The 17465-nt window shown below is 75.0% G+C and carries 18 protein-coding genes and 1 pseudogene; 6 read left to right on the top strand and 13 right to left on the bottom strand.

The window, feature by feature from the left end; genetic code table 11:
- Window positions 1-102: 102 nt before the first annotated feature.
- Window positions 103-1572: a hypothetical protein gene (locus AB0D08_RS24300; protein ID WP_359891532.1), complete on the bottom strand. Its 1470-nt coding sequence runs from the start codon at window positions 1570-1572 to the stop codon at window positions 103-105.
- Window positions 1573-1992: 420 nt separating this feature from the next.
- On the opposite strand from AB0D08_RS24300, the gene AB0D08_RS24295 reads away from it, so the two are divergent.
- On the top strand, window positions 1993-3180 hold the full coding sequence (locus tag AB0D08_RS24295) for a phosphotransferase (RefSeq protein WP_359891530.1): 1188 nt from the start codon (window positions 1993-1995) through the stop codon (window positions 3178-3180).
- A gap of 90 nt (window positions 3181-3270) precedes the next feature.
- Here AB0D08_RS24295 and AB0D08_RS24290 read toward each other — a convergent pair whose 3' ends face one another.
- The 4 genes from AB0D08_RS24290 to AB0D08_RS24275 form a co-directional block, all read right to left on the bottom strand.
- A complete protein-coding gene (locus AB0D08_RS24290; RefSeq protein ID WP_359891528.1) occupies window positions 3271-4455 on the bottom strand; it encodes an acyl-CoA dehydrogenase family protein in 1185 nt (394 codons plus the stop codon).
- Window positions 4456-4612: 157 nt separating this feature from the next.
- Window positions 4613-4696 carry a putative leader peptide gene (locus AB0D08_RS24285; protein ID WP_359891564.1) on the bottom strand — a complete coding sequence of 28 codons (84 nt, stop codon included), beginning with the start codon at window positions 4694-4696 and terminating at the stop codon, window positions 4613-4615.
- 125 nt (window positions 4697-4821) lie between these two features.
- Window positions 4822-5316: a hypothetical protein gene (locus AB0D08_RS24280; RefSeq protein ID WP_033820289.1), complete on the bottom strand. Its 495-nt coding sequence runs from the start codon at window positions 5314-5316 to the stop codon at window positions 4822-4824.
- A 750-nt stretch (window positions 5317-6066) separates the two neighbouring features.
- Window positions 6067-6327 carry a DUF397 domain-containing protein gene (locus AB0D08_RS24275; RefSeq protein ID WP_051812317.1) on the bottom strand — a complete coding sequence of 87 codons (261 nt, stop codon included), beginning with the start codon at window positions 6325-6327 and terminating at the stop codon, window positions 6067-6069.
- Between the two features lie 411 nt (window positions 6328-6738).
- Here AB0D08_RS24275 and AB0D08_RS24270 point away from each other — a divergent pair, with 411 nt between their 5' ends.
- Both AB0D08_RS24270 and AB0D08_RS24265 read left to right on the top strand, forming a co-directional pair.
- The gene (locus AB0D08_RS24270) at window positions 6739-7173 is read left to right on the top strand and encodes a PTS fructose transporter subunit IIA (RefSeq protein ID WP_359891561.1); all 435 of its coding nucleotides are present in this window, start codon (window positions 6739-6741) and stop codon (window positions 7171-7173) included.
- Window positions 7174-7311: 138 nt separating this feature from the next.
- Window positions 7312-8241 carry an NAD-dependent epimerase/dehydratase family protein gene (locus AB0D08_RS24265; protein ID WP_359891525.1) on the top strand — a complete coding sequence of 310 codons (930 nt, stop codon included), beginning with the start codon at window positions 7312-7314 and terminating at the stop codon, window positions 8239-8241.
- Window positions 8242-8296: 55 nt separating this feature from the next.
- On the opposite strand, the gene AB0D08_RS24260 is transcribed toward AB0D08_RS24265, so the two are convergent.
- The 6 genes from AB0D08_RS24260 to AB0D08_RS24235 all read right to left on the bottom strand — a co-directional run bounded on the left by AB0D08_RS24260 (window position 8297) and on the right by AB0D08_RS24235 (window position 12793).
- Entirely contained in the window at window positions 8297-8782 is a 486-nt protein-coding gene (locus AB0D08_RS24260) for an NUDIX domain-containing protein (protein WP_033820287.1), read from the bottom strand.
- 11 nt (window positions 8783-8793) lie between these two features.
- Entirely contained in the window at window positions 8794-9414 is a 621-nt protein-coding gene (locus AB0D08_RS24255) for an acetyltransferase (RefSeq protein WP_233289016.1), read from the bottom strand.
- Window positions 9415-9521: 107 nt separating this feature from the next.
- Window positions 9522-10208, bottom strand: coding sequence for a sugar transferase (locus AB0D08_RS24250; protein ID WP_082526486.1), 687 nt, complete (start codon window positions 10206-10208; stop codon window positions 9522-9524).
- 37 nt (window positions 10209-10245) lie between these two features.
- Window positions 10246-11346 carry a glycosyltransferase family 4 protein gene (locus AB0D08_RS24245; protein WP_051812323.1) on the bottom strand — a complete coding sequence of 367 codons (1101 nt, stop codon included), beginning with the start codon at window positions 11344-11346 and terminating at the stop codon, window positions 10246-10248.
- Window positions 11347-11446: 100 nt separating this feature from the next.
- Window positions 11447-12280, bottom strand: a complete 834-nt coding sequence (locus AB0D08_RS24240; protein ID WP_359891520.1) for a polysaccharide deacetylase family protein — start codon at window positions 12278-12280, stop codon at window positions 11447-11449.
- A 273-nt stretch (window positions 12281-12553) separates the two neighbouring features.
- Entirely contained in the window at window positions 12554-12793 is a 240-nt protein-coding gene (locus tag AB0D08_RS24235; RefSeq protein WP_359891518.1) for a hypothetical protein, read from the bottom strand.
- Between the two features lie 298 nt (window positions 12794-13091).
- On the opposite strand from AB0D08_RS24235, the gene AB0D08_RS24230 reads away from it, so the two are divergent.
- Entirely contained in the window at window positions 13092-14135 is a 1044-nt protein-coding gene (locus AB0D08_RS24230; RefSeq protein WP_359891516.1) for a polysaccharide deacetylase family protein, read from the top strand.
- Between the two features lie 237 nt (window positions 14136-14372).
- Here the strand turns inward: AB0D08_RS24230 and AB0D08_RS24225 are convergent, their stop codons facing one another.
- The gene (locus tag AB0D08_RS24225) at window positions 14373-15122 is read right to left on the bottom strand and encodes a tyrosine-protein phosphatase (RefSeq protein ID WP_233289111.1); all 750 of its coding nucleotides are present in this window, start codon (window positions 15120-15122) and stop codon (window positions 14373-14375) included.
- Between the two features lie 25 nt (window positions 15123-15147).
- Window positions 15148-15927 carry an aspartate/glutamate racemase family protein gene (locus AB0D08_RS24220; protein WP_359891514.1) on the bottom strand — a complete coding sequence of 260 codons (780 nt, stop codon included), beginning with the start codon at window positions 15925-15927 and terminating at the stop codon, window positions 15148-15150.
- A 56-nt stretch (window positions 15928-15983) separates the two neighbouring features.
- Between AB0D08_RS24220 and AB0D08_RS24215 the strand changes: the two genes are divergently transcribed.
- Together AB0D08_RS24215 and AB0D08_RS24210 are read left to right on the top strand one after the other, a co-directional pair.
- Window positions 15984-17147: a glycosyltransferase gene (locus AB0D08_RS24215; protein WP_033821573.1), complete on the top strand. Its 1164-nt coding sequence runs from the start codon at window positions 15984-15986 to the stop codon at window positions 17145-17147.
- Between the two features lie 66 nt (window positions 17148-17213).
- A pseudogene (locus AB0D08_RS24210) lies at window positions 17214-17465 on the top strand (SAM-dependent methyltransferase); the annotation flags it as partial.

Raw genomic sequence — 17465 nt, 5'->3', positions numbered from 1 at the left:
CCTCCCGGCGGCCGCGCGGCCCCTCACCCGGCGTGCCCGGACCGGGACGCTTCGTGCCGGTACCGTCCGCGTCGGCCCGGCCCGGCGGACCACCGGTCCGGGTCAGACCGCCAGACGCCGTTCGGGCAGCACGGCGTCGATCTCGGCCCGCAATTCGGCCACCTCGGGCAGGCCCTGGTAGCGGCCGGCCAGCCGGTACATCTCGCGCAGCCGGTCCCAGGTGCGCAGCGAGGAGGTCTGGCTGATCGCCGCCAGCGCCAGCTTCGCCTGGACCAGGGCCGCGTCCGGTTCGCCGGAGATCCAGTACACCGAGGCCAGGGTGATCCGGTCGAGCAGCGCGGAGCGCTCCCGGCCGGAGCCGGCCCGCAGGTCGATGGCGCGGCCGGCGTGCACCTCGGCCAGCCGGGCCGCGCCCGGGTCGTGCTCGGCGAGGGTCCGGTACACCAGGGCCTGCATGCCGTGCAGTTCGGCTTCGTCGAACAGCTGCATCCAGCTCGGCGGGGCCTCCTGGGGTTCCTGGACGAACAGGTCCTCGGCCTCGCCGAGCACCCGCCGGGTCGCCTCCGCGCGGCCGAGCGAGGCCTGCGCCCAGGCCTCCACGGTGTGCAGCATGGCGCGGGTCCGGGGCTGTGCCCGCTCCCCGGTGCTGGAACGGGCGAGCTGCATCAGCTCGAGGGCGTCGTCGGCCCGGCCGAGGTGGAGCATCTGGCGGGCCGCCCGGGAGATCGCCTCGCCGGCCCGGGGGCGGTCGTCGGCCTCCTTGGCGGCCTGCGCTGCGATCACGAAGTAGCGCTGGGCGGTGGGTTCCAGGCCCACGTCGTGGGACATCCAGCCGGCCAGGACGGCCAGGTTGGCGGCCACCGTCCAGAGTCTGCGCTCCAGCACGGGGTGGTGCCGGTGGGTCAGCAGGCCGCCGACCTCGTTCAGCTGGCCGACCACGGCCTTGCGCTGGAGTCCGCCGCCGCGGGAGGCGTCCCAGGCCCGGAACACCTCGACGGAGCGTTCGAGCGCGGTCACCTCCTCGGCGCCGACCGGGCCGGCGTCGTACACGTCGACCACCGGCCGCGGGCCGCCCTGGGTGAGCACCTGCCGGGGGCCCGGCCGGTCGGCCGCGTACGCCACGTCGCCGCTGTTCAGCCAGTCGTGGAGGTTGTCTGCGATGGCTGCGCCTGCCGCGAGCGCGGCGCCCGCGCCCACCAGACCGCGTCGGTTCAGCATGAGGTCCATTCCCGTGAACTCGGTGAGGACCGCAGCCGTCCGATCCGGCTCCCAGGCTCGTTCCGACGCGGCAGTCGAGCCCGACCTGGTGGGCCGGTGTCGTTCCAGACCTAAGTCCTCAGTGGTGACGACACGGCCGAGCCGCTCCGTGAACACGGCGGCCAGCACCCTGGGCACCGGATCGCGGGGGATCTCCCCCTGCTCGATCCAGCGCCGCACCCGCGAGGTGTCGGTGGACAGCTGCTGCTGTCCCATCGCCGCACCGCGCCGGTTGACCAGCCTCGCCAGTTCGCCCTTGGACCATCCGGTCAGGGCGAAGAGGTCGGCCAGTCGGCTGTTCGGCCCCTTGCTCACGTGAAGCCCCCAGGTTCCTCGGCTGATTTCGACACTAATGGCTCTGTCATGTGCCACGCGACCATTCGCCAGGCTTCGCCAGGGTCCGCCACATGGTGTACCAGTGGTGATCGGGTGTCAGGTAGGAGTGCGCCACCTCGACCTCGCGTCGAGGGGCCCGGGATCCGGGCCGGGACTGCACCGACGGGCCGTCAACACCCGTGCGGGGGCGTCGTCCCAAGGGGTGGCGCGGCCGGGTGGCGCGGGGGCGTCGGGCACGGCACGGCAGATCGGGACGGCCGCATTTCCCCAGGGTGCGGCGGACCCGGACAGGCCGGCTCCGCGCCCGACGCCCGCACTCCACCCCGGCCGGCCCCCGGCGGAACCAGGAACCGCCGGGACGTCCACCGCCGTCGGCCAGGAAGGGACCCTCACCAGCCCATGTACTCCTCCGCCAGCACCGGCGCCCGCCCGTCGAATCCCACCCAACTCGACGGCGGCGCACCGCGTCACCCCGCCGGCCAGCCCCGTCCCGGGCTGCGGCCGCCCACGGCTGCGGGCGGCCGGCCGGCTCCCCGCGGCGGCGAGCTGCGCGATCCCCGCGCGCTCGGCGGCCGCACCGCGCTGCTGCCGCGGCAGGCCGAGCCGGTCGGCCACCGGGCCGCCGCCGGACGGCTGCTGAACTCCCGTACCCCCGAGGGCTTCGTCGACCGGGTCGACCCCGCCGCGCTGCAGACCCCGGCCGTGCGCGCCGCGCTCGCCAACATCTCGCGGATATGTCCCGCCTTCCTCCCCCGCCAGGTGCTCCGGGAGGGCAGCCGCCACATCCTCGTCGCCGGCACCATCGGCCGCGCCCCCGTGGTCGCCAAGTGCCTGGCCCCGCAGGCGCTGCGCGGCCCGCAGAGCGAGCAGCTGGTGGAGCGCTTCCACCACGAGATCGCGGTCTACCGGGCCTTCGTCCGGCACCGCCCGCCGGTCCGGCTGCCCCGGCTGGTCGCCGCCGACCAGGACCGCTGCGTGCTGGTCCTGGAGCGGGTACCCGGCCGCCCGGCCGCCCGGGAGCGGCATCCGGTAAACGCGCCCACCCCGGGCGAGGTCAGGGCCGTGCTCGGCGCGGTGCGCACGCTCAACCTGTGGCGGCCGCCGACCGACGTGTTCGGCAAGCCGCTCGACTACCAGCTCGAGGTGGCCCGCTACCACTCGGTCGGCCAGCTCACCGACCGCGACGCGGGTGACCTGCGCCAGCTGCTGCACGGCCTGGCGCACGTCCCCTGGCAGCTGTGCCACGGCGACGCACTGCTCGGCAACCTGCTGCTGGCCCCGTCCGGGCCGGTGCTGGTCGACTGGGAGGAGGCCGGCTGGTACCTGCCCGGGTACGACCTCGCGGTGCTCTGGAGCGTGCTCTCCGGGGACTCCGCGGCCCGCCGCCAGATCAGCCAACTCGCCCAGTCGGGCGGCACCCTGGCCCGGGACGCGTTCCTGGTCAACCTGGTCACGGTGCTGATGCGGGAGATCCGGCTGCACGACGTGCCGGGCGCCGGCGAGGAGCAGCGGATCATGATCCGCCGGCTGTACGACGACGCGGCGCTGGCCCGGCGCGCGGTCCGCGCGGCCGTCGGCACCCGCTGACGGAACGGCCCGCCGCGGCGCGGCGGGCCGCAGCCGGTCGGGGAAGGTCGGAGCCGGTCGGAGCCGGCCGGGGAAGGTCGGAGCCGGTCCTTACCGGGCCGGGCGGTCGAGGGCCGCCCGGCCGATCGCGTCGAGCACCAGCTCGTCCGCCGGGAAGTAGGTGCGGCCGCCGAGGACGTCCCGCAGGTACCGCTCCAGCGGGTGACGCCGGCTCAGGCCGGGGTTCCCGGTGAGCGAGACCGCCTGCTGGACGGCGGTGGTGACGGCCCGGTTGACCAGCAGCTGGGCCGCGCCGGTCCGGGTGACCGCCTCGGGTTCGTTCCGGTCGATCCCGGCGGCCAGGCCGTGCACGAGTTCCTCGGCGCCGATCAGGGCGGCCGCGATCTCGCCGAGCGCGGTCCGGTACCGCGGCAGGGTGGCCAGCGGTTCGGTGAGATTGGCCGGAGTGCGCTGCTGGAGGAACCTCACCAGCCACTCCTGCGCCGCCCGCGCCACCCCGAGTTGGACGGCGCACAGCGCCAGGTCGTGCCAGGCCCGGGTGGTCCCGTCGGCCGCCTGCTCCGCCGCGGAGGCGGCGCCGGGGACGGTCAGCCGCAGCGCGCCCTCGGGTGCCACCCGGACCCCGTCCAGCACCACGTCGTGGCCGGCGCTGGCCCGCAGGCCGAGCTGGTCCCAGGTCGGGTCGATCTCGACGCCTTCGCTGTCGCCGCGCACCAGGAAGGCACCGACCCTCGGCACCTCCTCCTCGGTCCGGGCCCAGACCGCCATCCAGGCGAGCGCCTCGGCGCCCGCGCAGTCCGACTTACGGCCCGTCAGCAGCCAGGCCCCGCCGTCCCATCGGGCGACGGTGGCGGGCAGCGGGCCGGCCCCGCCGGGCTCCGCGCGCAGCGTGTTGACCAGGGCCGGTCCGCGCCGGGACTCCGTCAGGAAACGGCGGTAGCCGGCCGTGGGCCAGGCCCCGGTCCTGGCCTGCTCGGCGTGCTGGAGCAGGGTGAAGGCGGTGAGCACGGCGACCGAGGCGTCCCCCCGGCCGAGCTGGGCGAGCACCCGGACGGTGTCCAGCAGCGTGCCGCCGGGGCCGCCGAAGCGCCGGCCGACGGTCAGGGTGAGCAGTCCGGCCTCGTGCACGGCCTCGATCCCCTGGTAGGGGAAGGTCCCGTCGCGGTCGTGCTCCTCGGCCCGGGCGGCCAGCAGGTCCACCACCCGGGGCAGCCGGCCCAGCGCTTCGGTGACGGCGGTGCGGTCCTCGGCGGTGGGGCCGGCGGTCTGGGTCATGAGCGGGTGCCTCCGGGCGGCAGCGTGGGATGCGGCATGGTGCGGGTGGCACGCGGACGGGCGTGCGCCGACGGGATGCGGCACCCCGGGCCCCGGGGCGGGGAGTGGACGGCCGACCGGCCGACCGGGTGCCGGCGGCGGAGCGTCGGGCTCCGCCTCAGCGGCCCGGACACGACGCGCCGGCGGTGCGCCGCAGGTCGACATGCCTGCGACGGGTCAGCAGCGGGAGGCGACGTGACATGGTCGTGACTGTACGAAGGGCTGATCGATACCGTCAAGCCAGGTCGGAACGGTCACCGGGCCCCGCAGGCCCGGGCGGGCCGGCCCTGCTCGAGGACTCGGCCCGGCCCTGCTCGAGGGCTCGGTTCAGCCCTGCTTGAACATGTCGGCCGGCAGCGGCTTGAGCAGCTGGTAGAGGTCGTCCGAAATCGGCCGGTCCCAGGAGGCGATGGTGACCTGGACGCCGTCGTTGCGGCCGAACTGGGAGCAGAACACCCGCTCCTCGGAGACCTTGACCTTCTTCACGATCAGCAGGTCGTCGCCGAGCATGACCGGGAAGTCCTCGGCCGAGACCAGCTCGACCGGCTCCTCGTGCTCGAGCGCCGCCAGCAGCTGGCGGACCTCGAACGGGACGCCGTCCTCGGACTCGCGGGCCGGGGAGGTCTCCGGCAGGTTGCCGATGAACATCGCGGGGCCTCTGCCGCCGAGCAGGTCGTACCGGAGGAAGATCCCCTGGCAGGAGCCGTCCGTGCCGGTCATCACCATGGCCCCGAAGTGGCCGGGCCAGTCGCCCGGGTCCATCGCGAGCACGTCGAAGTCCGGGCCGGCGGGCGAGCCGGAGCGACGGCGGAGAAATGACATGACACCATCGTACGTGCCCGCGACCGGCCGACCTGCGACCGGGGGGTGATCAGGCCGAGATCTACGCTCAGGGACCAATGTTGACTCTGAGCAACCGTCCGGGCTACGTTCGGTTCAGCACGACAGCCGCTGTGGGCTCGGTCCACCGGGGGGCGGCTTGTCCCAGCGCGCCTTTTTGCGCGTCCCTTCGCTGTGTGCATCGTCGTGCGGACCACCTGCTCGGCCAGCTACACCTGCCCCACTTCACCGGAGTCGGCCACGGAACCCCCGACCGGCACCGGCGGACACAACTCCACAGACCAGGTTCGCGGGGCCCCGGCCTGTCGCATCCGCGGACCTTGCCCGGGACACCGCCGCGTGGGGGCGTGCGGATCCCGGGCGAGGCACCGACTTCCGAGTAGCTCTCGGCGGGCGGGGCCGTCCTCCCGGCGACTGCCGGCCCTCTGGTGGGGCCGGGACCGGCAACGCACCTCGGTGCGGTTGGGGAACACACACGGGAGGAGTTCGTCATCGGCGCCGATGACGGGCAACACAGCGGGCGCCGTGCCATTACCGCGTGGGGGCGGTGGGCACGGCGTCTGCCTGCTCTTACTGTGATCCGATGCTTGTCGAACAGTCAACAAGAACCGGTCCATCAGAATTCATTTGTGACCTCCCCGGACCCCGAACCGACACCGACGGTTCAGTCGGGTGCAGCGGACGGCACCCCGGGGGTGCGGCGGTGCCGCGCCCCCGCCGCCGGGCACCGGCTCAGGTGAGGTCGAACTCGCCGTCCCGGGCCCCGAGGACGAAGGCCCGCCACTCGGCCGGGGTGAAGATCAGTGCGGGGCCGTCCGGGTCCCGGCCGTCGCGCATCGCGATGTAGCCCTCCACGAAGGCGATCTGGACCTCGCCGCCGCCGGGGACGGACCCCTGGCTGCTGGAGAGCCACTCGGCCCCGGTCAGGTCCAGCACCGGCTTGCCGGCCTCCGCCAGGACCCCGGTACCGCTGCTCTCGACACTCGTACTCATGCCGTGCTCCTCCCGATCCGTCCGAAGGGCCCAGCGTAGCCAGGCGGGTGGCGGCCGGCGGGGGATCGTGCGGACTTCCCGACCGGTGCGGGCCATTAACCGGTGATCCGCACCCGCCGGGGTGTCGTGTTGTGCTATGCGGCGACCCGGCGAGTTTCGGCCCCTCGGGCGCGCTCGGCTGCGAGAGTGGTGCTCCGGCGCGATGCCGGGCCCGTCCGGGCCCCCGCGCGCCGCACCCACGGCGCGCACGCCGTCCCGATGCCCCGTGCGCCGTACGAGCACCAGGACGACCAGGCCGCACGACCCAGGGAGCCGCCGATGCACCGCCGGGATGCCGCGAGCGCCGATGTCATCCCCATTTCCGACGCACCGTCCGCGCCGGGCGCACCCGCGGACCCGCGGACGGCCACCGTGCCGCGCCCGTCCCGGCCGACCGGGCTCGGCCGGGTCGGCGTGGTGCTGGTCTCGCACAGCGAGGAACTGGCCCTCGCCGTACGGGCGCTGGCGCTGGCCCTGGCCGACAACGGCGACCCGGCGCCGGTCGCCGCGACCGGCGGCAGCCTCGGCGACGGTCCGGGCACGAGTGCCGTGCTGATCGCCTCGGCCGCCCGGCGGGTCGACCAGGGACACGGGGTGGCCGTGCTGTGCGACCTCGGCACTGCGGTCTCCACCGTGCTGGCGCTGCTCTCGGAGGCGGACGAGCACGGGCTGCCGTTCCCGGTCCGGTTCGCCGACGCGCCGTTCGTGGAGGGAGCGGTCGCCGCGGTGGTCACCGCGACCGCCGGCGGCGACCTGTCCGCCGTGCTGGACGCCGCCGAGGAGACCTACCGGCAGCACAAGCTCTGAGCCCGCCGGGCGCAAACTCTCAGGTGGGAAAGGGCAATTGTGGCGAGAACGCCCACGCCGCAGGGTGCTCCGTCGCTAGCATCGGGCCAGTGCGCGGAGCTGGGGAGGCTCCGCCGATCTGTGGGGGGAGTCCCAGCCATGCGCGTGGTCGTGACCGGCGGGGCAGGATTCATCGGAGCCAACCTGGCCCGGGCGCTGCTGGCCCGTCCGGAGGTGTCCGAGGTCCGGGTCGTGGACAACTTCGTCACCGGCCGGAAGGCCAACCTGGAGGGGGTCGACGTGACCCTGCTCGAAGGCACCATCCTGGACCGCGACCTGCTCGACACCGCTCTGACCGGCGCCGACGCCGTGGTGCACCTGGCCGCGCTGCCGTCGGTGCCACGCTCGATCGCCGATCCACTGGCCAGCCACCACGCCAACGCCACCGGCACCCTCGAGGTGCTGGAGGCCGCCCGCCGGGCCGGCGGGCCGTACGTGGTGGCCGCCTCGTCGTCCTCGGTCTACGGCGCCAACCGGGAGCTGCCCAAGCGCGAGACCATGCGCACCGCCCCGATGAGCCCGTACGCGGTCAGCAAGCTGGCCTCCGAGTCCTACCTGGCGGCCTATCACCACTGTTACGGCCTGGGCGTGCTGCCGCTGCGCTTCTTCAACGTCTTCGGGCCGCTGCAGCCGGCCGGACACGCGTACGCGGCCGTGGTGCCCGCCTTCCTGGACGCGGCGCTGGCCGGGCGGCCGCTGACCGTGCACGGGGACGGCGGGCAGAGCCGGGACTTCACCTACGTCGGCACGGTCACCCAGGTGATCACCGAGGCGGTGGTGCGGCGGGTGGTCCACCCGGACCCGGTCAACCTGGCCTTCGGCACCCGGACCAGCCTGCTGGAACTGATCACCGAGCTGGGCTCGGTGCTCGGCGCCGACCTGGCCGCCGAGCACGTCGGCCCCCGGCCGGGGGACGTCCGCGACTCGCAGGCCGACAACGCCCGGCTGCGGGAGCTCTTCCCCGAGGTGGTGCCGGTGCCGCTGCGCGAGGGCCTGGAGCGCACCGCCGCCTGGTTCCGCACGCTCTGACGGACGGTCCGACGGACGCTTTGGCGGACGATCCGACCGGCACCCGGGCCCGCGCTCAGGCCGGCCGGCCGCCGAAGGAGAACACGGCCTCGCCCTTGAACTCGAGGGCGAGGCCGACCCGCCGGGCGGTGTACGCGTCCAGCTCGGGCAGGGCGTCCCGGGTGAACCAGCCGACCGCCAGCGACTCGTCGTCGTTCACCCGGGCCTCGCCCGAGCGGTAACGGCAGCGGAAGGTCAGGTCCAGGTACTGCGCCTGGTCGCCGTTCGGGTAGTGGATCATCGGCGAGGTCGAGACCATGGTCAGCGCCTCGGGCTCGACCAGCACACCGGTCTCCTCCAGGCACTCGCGCACCACCCCGTCCGCCGGCTCCTCGCCCGGGTCGAGGATGCCGCCGACCAGGGCCCAGCGGCCGTCGTCGGCGCGGCGCCCGAGCAGCAGCCGCCCATCGTCGTCCAGGACGACGGCGGCGACGCCGGGGAGCCAGAGCGGGCGGGTGCCGACGAGGGCGCGGAGTTCGGCGAGGAACGCGGGGATGGCCATGGGACCCGAGCCTATCGGGCGTCGGACCGCCGCAGCTGCCGCGCGGGGGTGCCCACCACCACGGTGTCGGCCGCCACGTCACGGGTGACCACCGCGGCCGCCCCCACGAACGCCCCCCGGCCCACCTTGCGGCCCTGCAGCACCACCGCGTTGCTGCCCACCGTGGTGTCGTCCTCCAGCAGCACCGAACCGGACACGTTGCCGCCCGGATACACCGTCACCCGCTCGCCGAGCACGCTGTCGTGGCCGACCGTGGCGTTGTAGTGCACCTGGCTGTGGGCACCGAGCCGGACACCGCTGGAGACGTACGCGCCCCCCATCACCAAGCAGCCCGGGCCCAGCTCGGTCTCCGGGGCGATCAGCGCCCGCGGGTGCACCAGGGTGGTGGCGGCCCCGCCGAGGCCGTCCAGCAGCGCGGCCAGCCTGCGACGGACCGCGGGGTCGGCGATCCCGACCAGGTAGCGCGCGCCCGCCGGGAGCCGGTCCGGGGCCAGCACCGGCAGGCCGCGGACGGTACCGCCGTGGGCGCGGTCGTCCAGGAAGCCGGCCACCGGTACCCCGGCTGCCAGCGCCGTGTCGAGCGCCTCCCGGCCGACCCCGCCGGCTCCCGCGATCCACAACGACTCGGTCAACACTGCCTCCAGGGCGCTCGGGTGGGGAGAGGGGAAGGGCCGGGGTCCGCGGTACGGACCCCGGCCCCCGGGTACTGCACGGACCGCACGCTAGCCGGTTCAGCCCTTCAGGAGGCTTCCTCGACCGCCACCACCGGCTGCCCGGCGAGCCGCGGCCCGGTCGCCTGCCGCGGCAGCACGACCCGCTGGACCGGCAGTTCGGACGGCGCCGGGAAGCCCGGGTTGACCCCGCCGGCCGCGGTGATGCCCTGCGGGCGCAGCAGCTGCTTGGCCGTCAGCGCGAGGATCCGCAGGTCGAGCAGGGCCGAGCGGTTGGCGATGTACCACAGGTCCAGCTCGATCCGCTCGGGCCAGCTGATCGAGTTGCGGCCGCGGACCTGGGCCCAGCCGGTGAGACCGGGCCGCATGGCGAGCCGGCCGCGCTGGCGGGCCGAGTAGTGGACGACCTGCTCGGGCAGGGTCGGCCGGGGGCCGATGATGCCCATGTCGCCGCGGGCCACGTTCCACAGCTGCGGCAACTCGTCCAGACTGGTCTTGCGGAGCAGGGCACCCAGCCGGGTGATCCGGGGGGCGTCCTCCTCCTCGGCGAAACGTTTGTCCCGCATGGTACGGAACTTGAGGATCGAGAACTCCCTCCCGTCCCGCCCGGTCCGGGTCTGACGGAAGATCACCGGTCCGCCCATGGTGCAGCGGATCAGCAGTGCGATCACCAGGCCGAGCGGGAGCGCGACCACCCCGGCCAGCGCGGCGACGGCAAGGTCCCCCCCTCGCCGGATTCCTCCCCCAACAGGCATGACTCCCCCAACTTTCGTGGTGCGACGGGTGTGCGGCTCAGCCGACCAACCAGGGCAGACCGCGCGCCCTGGCCACGGCCGCATAGGTCTCCAGCGAGACCCGGGCGACCGCCCGCTGGTCGAACTGCGCCAGGGCACGGCGACGGGCCGCCGTCCCCAACTGCTCACGCAGGGCCGGCTCGGTGAGGAGCCGGTCCAGCGCCGTGGTGAGGGCCCCGGCGTCGCCGGGTGGTGCGAGCAGCAGGTGCTCACCGTCGGTGCCGATCTCCCGGCAGCCGCGGATGTCACTGAGCACCATCGGCAGACCGCTGGCGGCGGCCTCCATGGCGGAGCGGGAGAACCCCTCCCGGTAGGAGGGGAGTACGAAGACGTCCAGGGCGGCGTACAGCTCGGGCATGTCGCTGCGGCTGCCCAGGAACTCGACGCCGCCGGCGGCGGGGTCGTCGCCGAGCGCGTCGGGCTTGTCCGGGTCCTCGGGGCCGATCCAGACGAACCTGGCCTTCCCGGCCAGCGCCCGGGCCGCCCCGGCGTACTCCCGGATGCCCTTCTCGGCGACCCGGCGGCCGACCCCGCCGACCAGCAGCTCGTCCTCGCCGACGCCGAGCGCCGACCGGATCCGGGCCCGGTCGGCCGGGTCCGCGGTGAACCGGGAGAGGTCGACGCCGTTGCCCACCACCCGGGAACGCCTGCCGGGGACGGCCCGCGCCAGCGTGGTGCGGTCCTCGCCGTTCTGGTACAGCTCGGCGTGCGAGAAGCGGGCCGCGAAGGCCTCCGCCCCCAGCACGAACGCCCGCTTCGCCAGCGGGTCGTGGGCCTGCGCCCACAGGCCGTGGCAGGTGTTGACCACCACCGGCACCCCGGCCGCCCGGCCCAGCACCCGCCCGAGCACACCGGTCTTCGGGTTGTGGGTGTGCAGCACGTCGGGCCGGATCCGGCGCAGCACGGCCAGCAGCTCCCGGCCGGCGGCCGCGTCGGCCCGCGGCTCCCAGGAGCGGGTGAGCGCGTGCAGCGGCTCGTGCCGGACGCCGATCGCCTCCAGCTGCGGCACGTACGGCCCGGGGGCGCTGATGCCGTAGGTCTCGAATCCGGCCTCCAGGTCGACCTTGAGCTCGGTGGCCAGCAGCAGTTGGAGGCTCATGTCGACGGTGGTCAGGTGGGCGACCCGCAGCGGCCGCCCGCCGGGGCCGCGCAGCCGCGGGGCGGCCGGCCCGGACCTAGGGGACTCGGGTGCGAGGGGCTCAGGCACGGGCGCCCACCGCCTTCGCGGTGGCGACGATCCGGGCGTAGGCCCGCTCCGGGATCAGCCGGCCGTAGAACTTGGCGCGGAAGAAGTCGATCGGGTCGGTCCGGCGGACCGGGACCCGGCAGAACCGGGCCGGGTCGAAACCGGGCAGGTTGCGCCCGACCTGGCCGGTGGCGGCCGTCCGGAACCGGGCCCGCAGCGCCGCCTCCATGTGCGGGACGGTGACGCCCCAGGTGTACGCGAAGTGCCGCGGCCTGGTGCCCAGGTGCTCCTCGACGTCGTCGTTGCAGCCGTCCAGCTCGGCCAGCGTGAGCAGCTCCGGACGGGCGTGGGTGCGGGTGTGGTTGGCGACCGTGCACAGGCCCGAGTCGGTCATCTCCCTCAGCTGCTCCCAGCTGAGGCCGCGGCCGCTCTCGCCCTTGGCGGTGGAGCCCTCCCAGCGCATCTCGCCGCCGACCTGACCGCTGGTCAGGTAGACGGTGAAGGGCAGCGCCCGCTCCTTGAGCAGCGGCCAGGCGTTCTCGTGGACGTCCGCGAAGCCGTCGTCGAAGGTGAGGACGGTACTGGGGGTGCGGCGGCCGGCCCGCAGCCGGTCGGTGGCCTCGTCCAGCGAGACCACCCGGCCGGGCGGCAGCTCGGCGAGCAGATCGGCCTGGGCGGTGAAGTCGGCGGTGGTGACGTCGAGTTCGTCGCCGGTGCCGCCGCCGATCCGGTGGTAGATGAGGACCGTGGCGCCCTCCCCCGGGGCCCGGCCCGCGGCCCGCGCGAGCTGCTGCTTGACCTGCGCCCTGATGCCTGCGGCTGCCGCGGGCGCGGCGGTGGTGCCCATCGTTACCCCCTCTGCGGCACCCTCCCCGGCGCCGGCCAGCGGACTCTCGCCCGGCCCCAGCGGACGCTGGAGACCGGCGGGACCCACAGTAGGGGGAAATATGGGGCTGCTGCCCGGGAAATGTGAAAGAAGAGGGTAGGTAGGCCGAAAATCAGGCGGTCCGACCGGTCATGTCCGGATTCTGAACGTTTGCGAACGGACGGCCGACGGTCGGTGAACCGGCGGTGCGGCGACCGCCCTGCAGCGGGGTCCCGCGCCCGTCCCGCACCCGTGCTACGACGGGGTCCCGCCCGGCGGCCGGAACCTCGCCAGCACCACCCTGGCCAGCAGCAACAGCCCGGCCGCCAGGCAGCCGGCCACCGCCATCACCCAGGCCGGCCCCCCACTGTCCGGGACCACCACGGCCACCAGGATGCCGAACGCGACGCACGCCGCCCCGGCGAAGGCCAGCAGCCACTGGTGCTGGCGGTGCACCCGCCCGGTGACGGAGCGGTGACTTCCGGTATCTGCCATGCCATCAACGGTAACCCGACGCCGGAGCAGCGGCACAGCGGTCGGAATGCGCCCCGGAACGCGCCCCGAAGAAGCCGGAAGCGCCCCCGCGAAAAGTCGCCGTCCGCCGTACAACCATCTCGGTACGTCGGTGGTCTCCACTACATTGAGCGATCCAGGAGCCGTCCGTGGCATGGGTTGGGAGTCCCCGCCACGGACCGGATCAACCCGGGGGCGGAGCCGCCGCGCCCGGGGTCGGAGGCCGGGCTCCGCCTTCCGACGGTACCGCCACGCCGCACCGGCGACCGAGGGGGGAACCGTGCCGCACTCCGAGACCACGACCATCACCACCCCACCGCCCACAGCCGTCACCGCACCGGCCGCAGCTGCCGTAGCCGTAGCCACATCCGCAGCCGTAGCCGCACCGGGACCGTCCGGTACGACCGCGCGGAGCGCCGACGGCCGCGGCAGCTGGCTCAGGTTCTCCCCGGCCCAGCCGCTGTTCCGGGCCCGCGCCGCCCAGCGGCTCGCCGTCCTCGCCTACCACGGCGTGACCGACCCGCGCTCGTTCGGCGCCCAGCTCGACCGGCTCCGGCGGCTGGCGACCCCGGTCTCGCTGACCGCCGTCGAGCAGGCGGTGGCACAGGGCCGTCCGCTCCCGCCGCGCAGCGTCCTGATCACCTTCGACGACACCGACCGGTCCGTACTCACCCACGCACTGCCCGCGCTCGCGGTCCGGCGGATCCCCGCCGCCGCGTTCGTGATCGCCGAGCTGATCGGCACCGACCAGCCGTTCTGGTGGCACGAGGCGGCGTTCCTGGCGCGCAACGGCGGCCGCTCCCGCCTGGTCCCCACCGGCAGGCCCGCCGAACTACTGGCCCGGCTCAAGGCCCTGCCCGACCCGGACCGCCGGCGCAGCCTGCACGAACTGCGGGTCAGCGCCCACCGCCGGCCGCCCCGCCAGGAGCAGCTCACCCCGGAGGACCTGCGCGCCCTGCAGGCCGACGGCGTCTCGATCGGCAACCACACCCTCGGCCACCCCTCGCTCGGACGCTGCGACGACGCGACCGTGCACTCCGAGATCGCCGGCGCCCACCTGGCGCTCGGCAAGTGGCTCGGCGAACCGCCCACCGCCTTCGCCTACCCGGACGGGGGGTACGACCCGCGGGCCGACGCGGTCCTGCGGCAGCTCGGGTACCGCCTCGGCTTCCTCTCCGACCACCGCCTCGGCCCCCGGCTGCCCGCCCACCCGCTGCGGATCAGCCGCCTCCAGGTCGACTCCACCACCGGCACCCGCAGATTCGACACCATCCTGTCCGGACTCGAACCGGCACTCCAGCGCTGGCGCGGCGTAGCCGTCTAGGCCTTCGCCAGGGGCGCTGGGGGCACCCCCCAGGGGCGCGGGGAACTGCGCGCAGCGGAAGGCACACCGAGCAGCACCCGACCACCGTCGGCCGGCACAGCCCTGCCCCTCCCGCCCCTCGCGCAGTTCCCCGCGCCCCAAAGAACAACCCCCGCCCCTCGCGCAGTTCCCCGCGCCCCCAAAGAACACCCCCCGGGCACCCCCCAAATAGAACAACCCCCCCCGGGAGGCGCCCGTCTAGGGGGTGAGGAGGCGGGTGCGGAGGGTGGTGATCAGGGCGGGGTCGGCGTCGAGGTGGTCGGTGGCGTAGGTGGTGGCGGAGCCGTAGGTGGTGGTGAGGTCGGCGAGGAAGCTGGTCATGATGGCGGCGGGGGCGCGGCCGTAGTCGGGCCAGCTGAGGGTGGCGCCGGGGTTGCGGGTGTGCCAGTCGGCGACGAACCGGTCGGTGGCGAGGCCGGTGAGGGCGAAGTCGGTGGTGATCTGGTCCTCGTCGACGCCGAGCAGGGTGAGTACCAGCGCAGCGACGATCCCGGTCCGGTCCTTGCCCGCCGCGCAGTGGAAGACCAGCGGCCGGTCCGCCTCCGCGATGATCCGCAGCACCTCGGCGAGTTCCGCCGTCCCGTCCGCGGCGACCTCGGCGAACTTGCCCGCCAGGAACGGCACGGTGTCGGTCTCGGGGCCGAGCGAAGCCTGGTCGTACGGCCGGTGCTCGATGCTGAGGTTGTGGTAGCTCAGGCCGGGGAGGTCGGGGACGCGGCCGGACCGTTCGATCTCCCACGGGTACCGCAGGTCGATGACGGTCCCCACGCCGAGCGCCGTGAACCGCGCGAGGTCGTCGCCGGCCAGCTTGCCGAGCGAGTCGGAGCGGTAGAGCAGCCGGTCGCGGACCGTCCGGCCGTCGTCGGTGCGGTAGCCGCCGAGGTCCCGGAAGTTGTGCAGGCGCTCGAAGGGCAGGTGTCGTTCGAAGGGCAGGTGGCGTTCGGTCACGCCCGGATCGTAGGCCGACGGGCCGTCAGGCGGAAGCGGCGGTGGCCGTCAGCAGCCGGCCCTCGGGGTAGTGGGCGGCCGCGGACGGCAGCGCCTCGGTGCGGCCGCTGCGCAGGACGGTGAGCCGGCCGCCGCCCGGGGTGGCGGTGTGCTCGCCGATCCGCCGCAGGGCCTGGGCGGCCACGGCGTCGGCGGAGCCGTACAGGGTGAGGCCGTCGGCGGCGGTGGGGGCGACGGCGGCGCGGATGGTCCCGCCGACCAGCTCGTAGTGGGTGCAGCCGAGCACGATGGCCGAGGTGCCGGCGGGGGTGCGGGCGGCCGCGTCGGCGACGGCGGCGGCGATGGCGGTGTCGTCGCCGCGTTCGACGGCGTCGGCGAGCCCGGGGCAGGCCACCTCGGTGACGTCGGCGCCGGCCGCGAACTCGGCGATCAGGCCGCGCTGGTAGGGGCTGCCGGTGGTGGCGGGGGTGGCCCAGATGGCGACCCGGCCGCCGCCCGCGGCGGCCGGCTTGATCGCGGGGACGGTGCCGATCACCGGGAGTCCCGGCTCCAGCTCGGCCCGCAGCAGGGCGAGGCCGTGCACGGAGGCGGTGTTGCAGGCGATCACCAGGGCGTCGGGACGGTGCTCGGCGGCGGCGCGGGCGCAGGCGAGCGCGTGCTCGGCGATGTCCTCGGGGGTGCGGGGGCCCCACGGCATGCCGTCGGGGTCGTTGGAGAGCACCAGGTCGGCGTCGGGGCGCAGCCGGCGCAGGGCCGCCGCGGCCGGGAGCAGTCCGATTCCGGAGTCCACCAGTGCGATCTTCACGAGGCACGACTCTACTTGACCGGGCCGGGCGGCCCGCGCTGCGGCAGACTGCCGGGATGACGGTGCTGCTGTGGGTCTCGGTGGTGTCCCTGCTGGCGTGGGTCTGGCTGACCTGCTGCCACGGTCTCTTCTGGCGGACCGACCAGCGCCTGCCGCCGGGGCCCGAGCAGCCCGGGCCGCGGCGGTGGCCGTCGGTGGCGGTGGTGGTCCCCGCCCGGGACGAGGCCGAGGTGCTGCCGCTCTCCCTGCCGGGTCTGCTGGCCCAGCGGTATCCGGGCGAGGCGCGGGTGATCGTGGTGGACGACCACAGTTCGGACGGCACCGGCGCGCTCGCCCGGGAGCTGGGCGCGGCCGGTGGTCCGGCTCTGACGGTGACCGTCCCTCCCCCGCTGCCGGACGGCTGGACCGGCAAGCTGTGGGCGCTGCGGCACGGGGTGGAGCTGGCCGGGCCGGTGGAGTACCTGCTGCTCACCGACGCGGACATCGCGCACGGACCGGGTTCGCTGGCGGAGCTGGTGGCGGCGGCCGAGGCGGGCGGGCTGGACCTGGTGTCGCAGATGGCGCGGCTGCGGGTGGTGACCGGCTGGGAGCGGCTGATCGTGCCGGCCTTCGTGTACTTCTTCGCCCAGCTGTACCCGTTCCGGTGGAGCAACCGGCCCGGGGCGCGGACGGCGGCCGCGGCGGGCGGCTGTTCGCTGGTGCGGCGGGCGGCGCTGGAGCGGGCGGGCGGGGTGGCGGCGATCCGCGGTGCGGTGATCGACGACGTGTCGCTGGCGCGGGCGGTGAAGCGGACCGGCGGGCGGACCTGGCTGGGGCTGGCCGAGCGGGTGGACAGTGTGCGGCCGTACCCGCGGCTGGGGCAGTTGTGGCGGATGGTGTCGCGCAGCGCGTACGCGCAGCTGCGGCACTCGCCGCTGCTGCTGCTCGGCACGGTGCTGGGCCTGGGGCTGGTCTACCTGGTGCCGCCGGTGGCGACGGTGGCCGGGCTGCTGGGCGGGCGCCCGGCGGTGGCGGTGGCCGGTGCGGCGGCCTGGGCGCTGATGGCGGGAACCTTCGTGCCGATGCTGCGGTACTACCGGCTGCCGGTGGCGGGCGCGGTGCTGCTGCCGTTCACGGCGGCGCTGTACCTGCTGATGACGGTGGACTCCGCCGTCCAGCACTGGCGCGGGCGCGGGGCCGCCTGGAAGGGCCGGACCTACTCCCGGCCGCAGGAGGGCTGAGGCCGGGCCCGGCCGGGGACGCGAAAACAGCGGGCGGCGGCGGGCGGCAAGGGTCAGACTTGGCCGATGGACCGTCAACAGATCTCCCGCATCGCCCACCGGCACCACCCGGTCGCCGCCCCGCTGTCCGACGGGTCGGTGGCCCGTCTGCTGGAGCGGGCCCTGCCGGCCGGGGACGGCCGGCTGCTGGACCTCGGCTGCGGGCAGGGGGCCTGGCTGCTGCGCGCGCTGTCCGCCCGCCCGGGGCTGCGGGCCGTCGGCCCCACCGGGCTGTGGGAGGCGGCCCTGGACGTCGACTCGCCGAGCGGGGTCGGGGTG

This window comes from Kitasatospora sp. NPDC048540, from assembly GCF_040651175.1.
Classification (GTDB): domain Bacteria; phylum Actinomycetota; class Actinomycetes; order Streptomycetales; family Streptomycetaceae; genus Kitasatospora.
The sequence above is the reverse complement of the archived record's forward strand: the minus strand, read 5'-3'. Positions and strand labels throughout refer to the sequence as shown.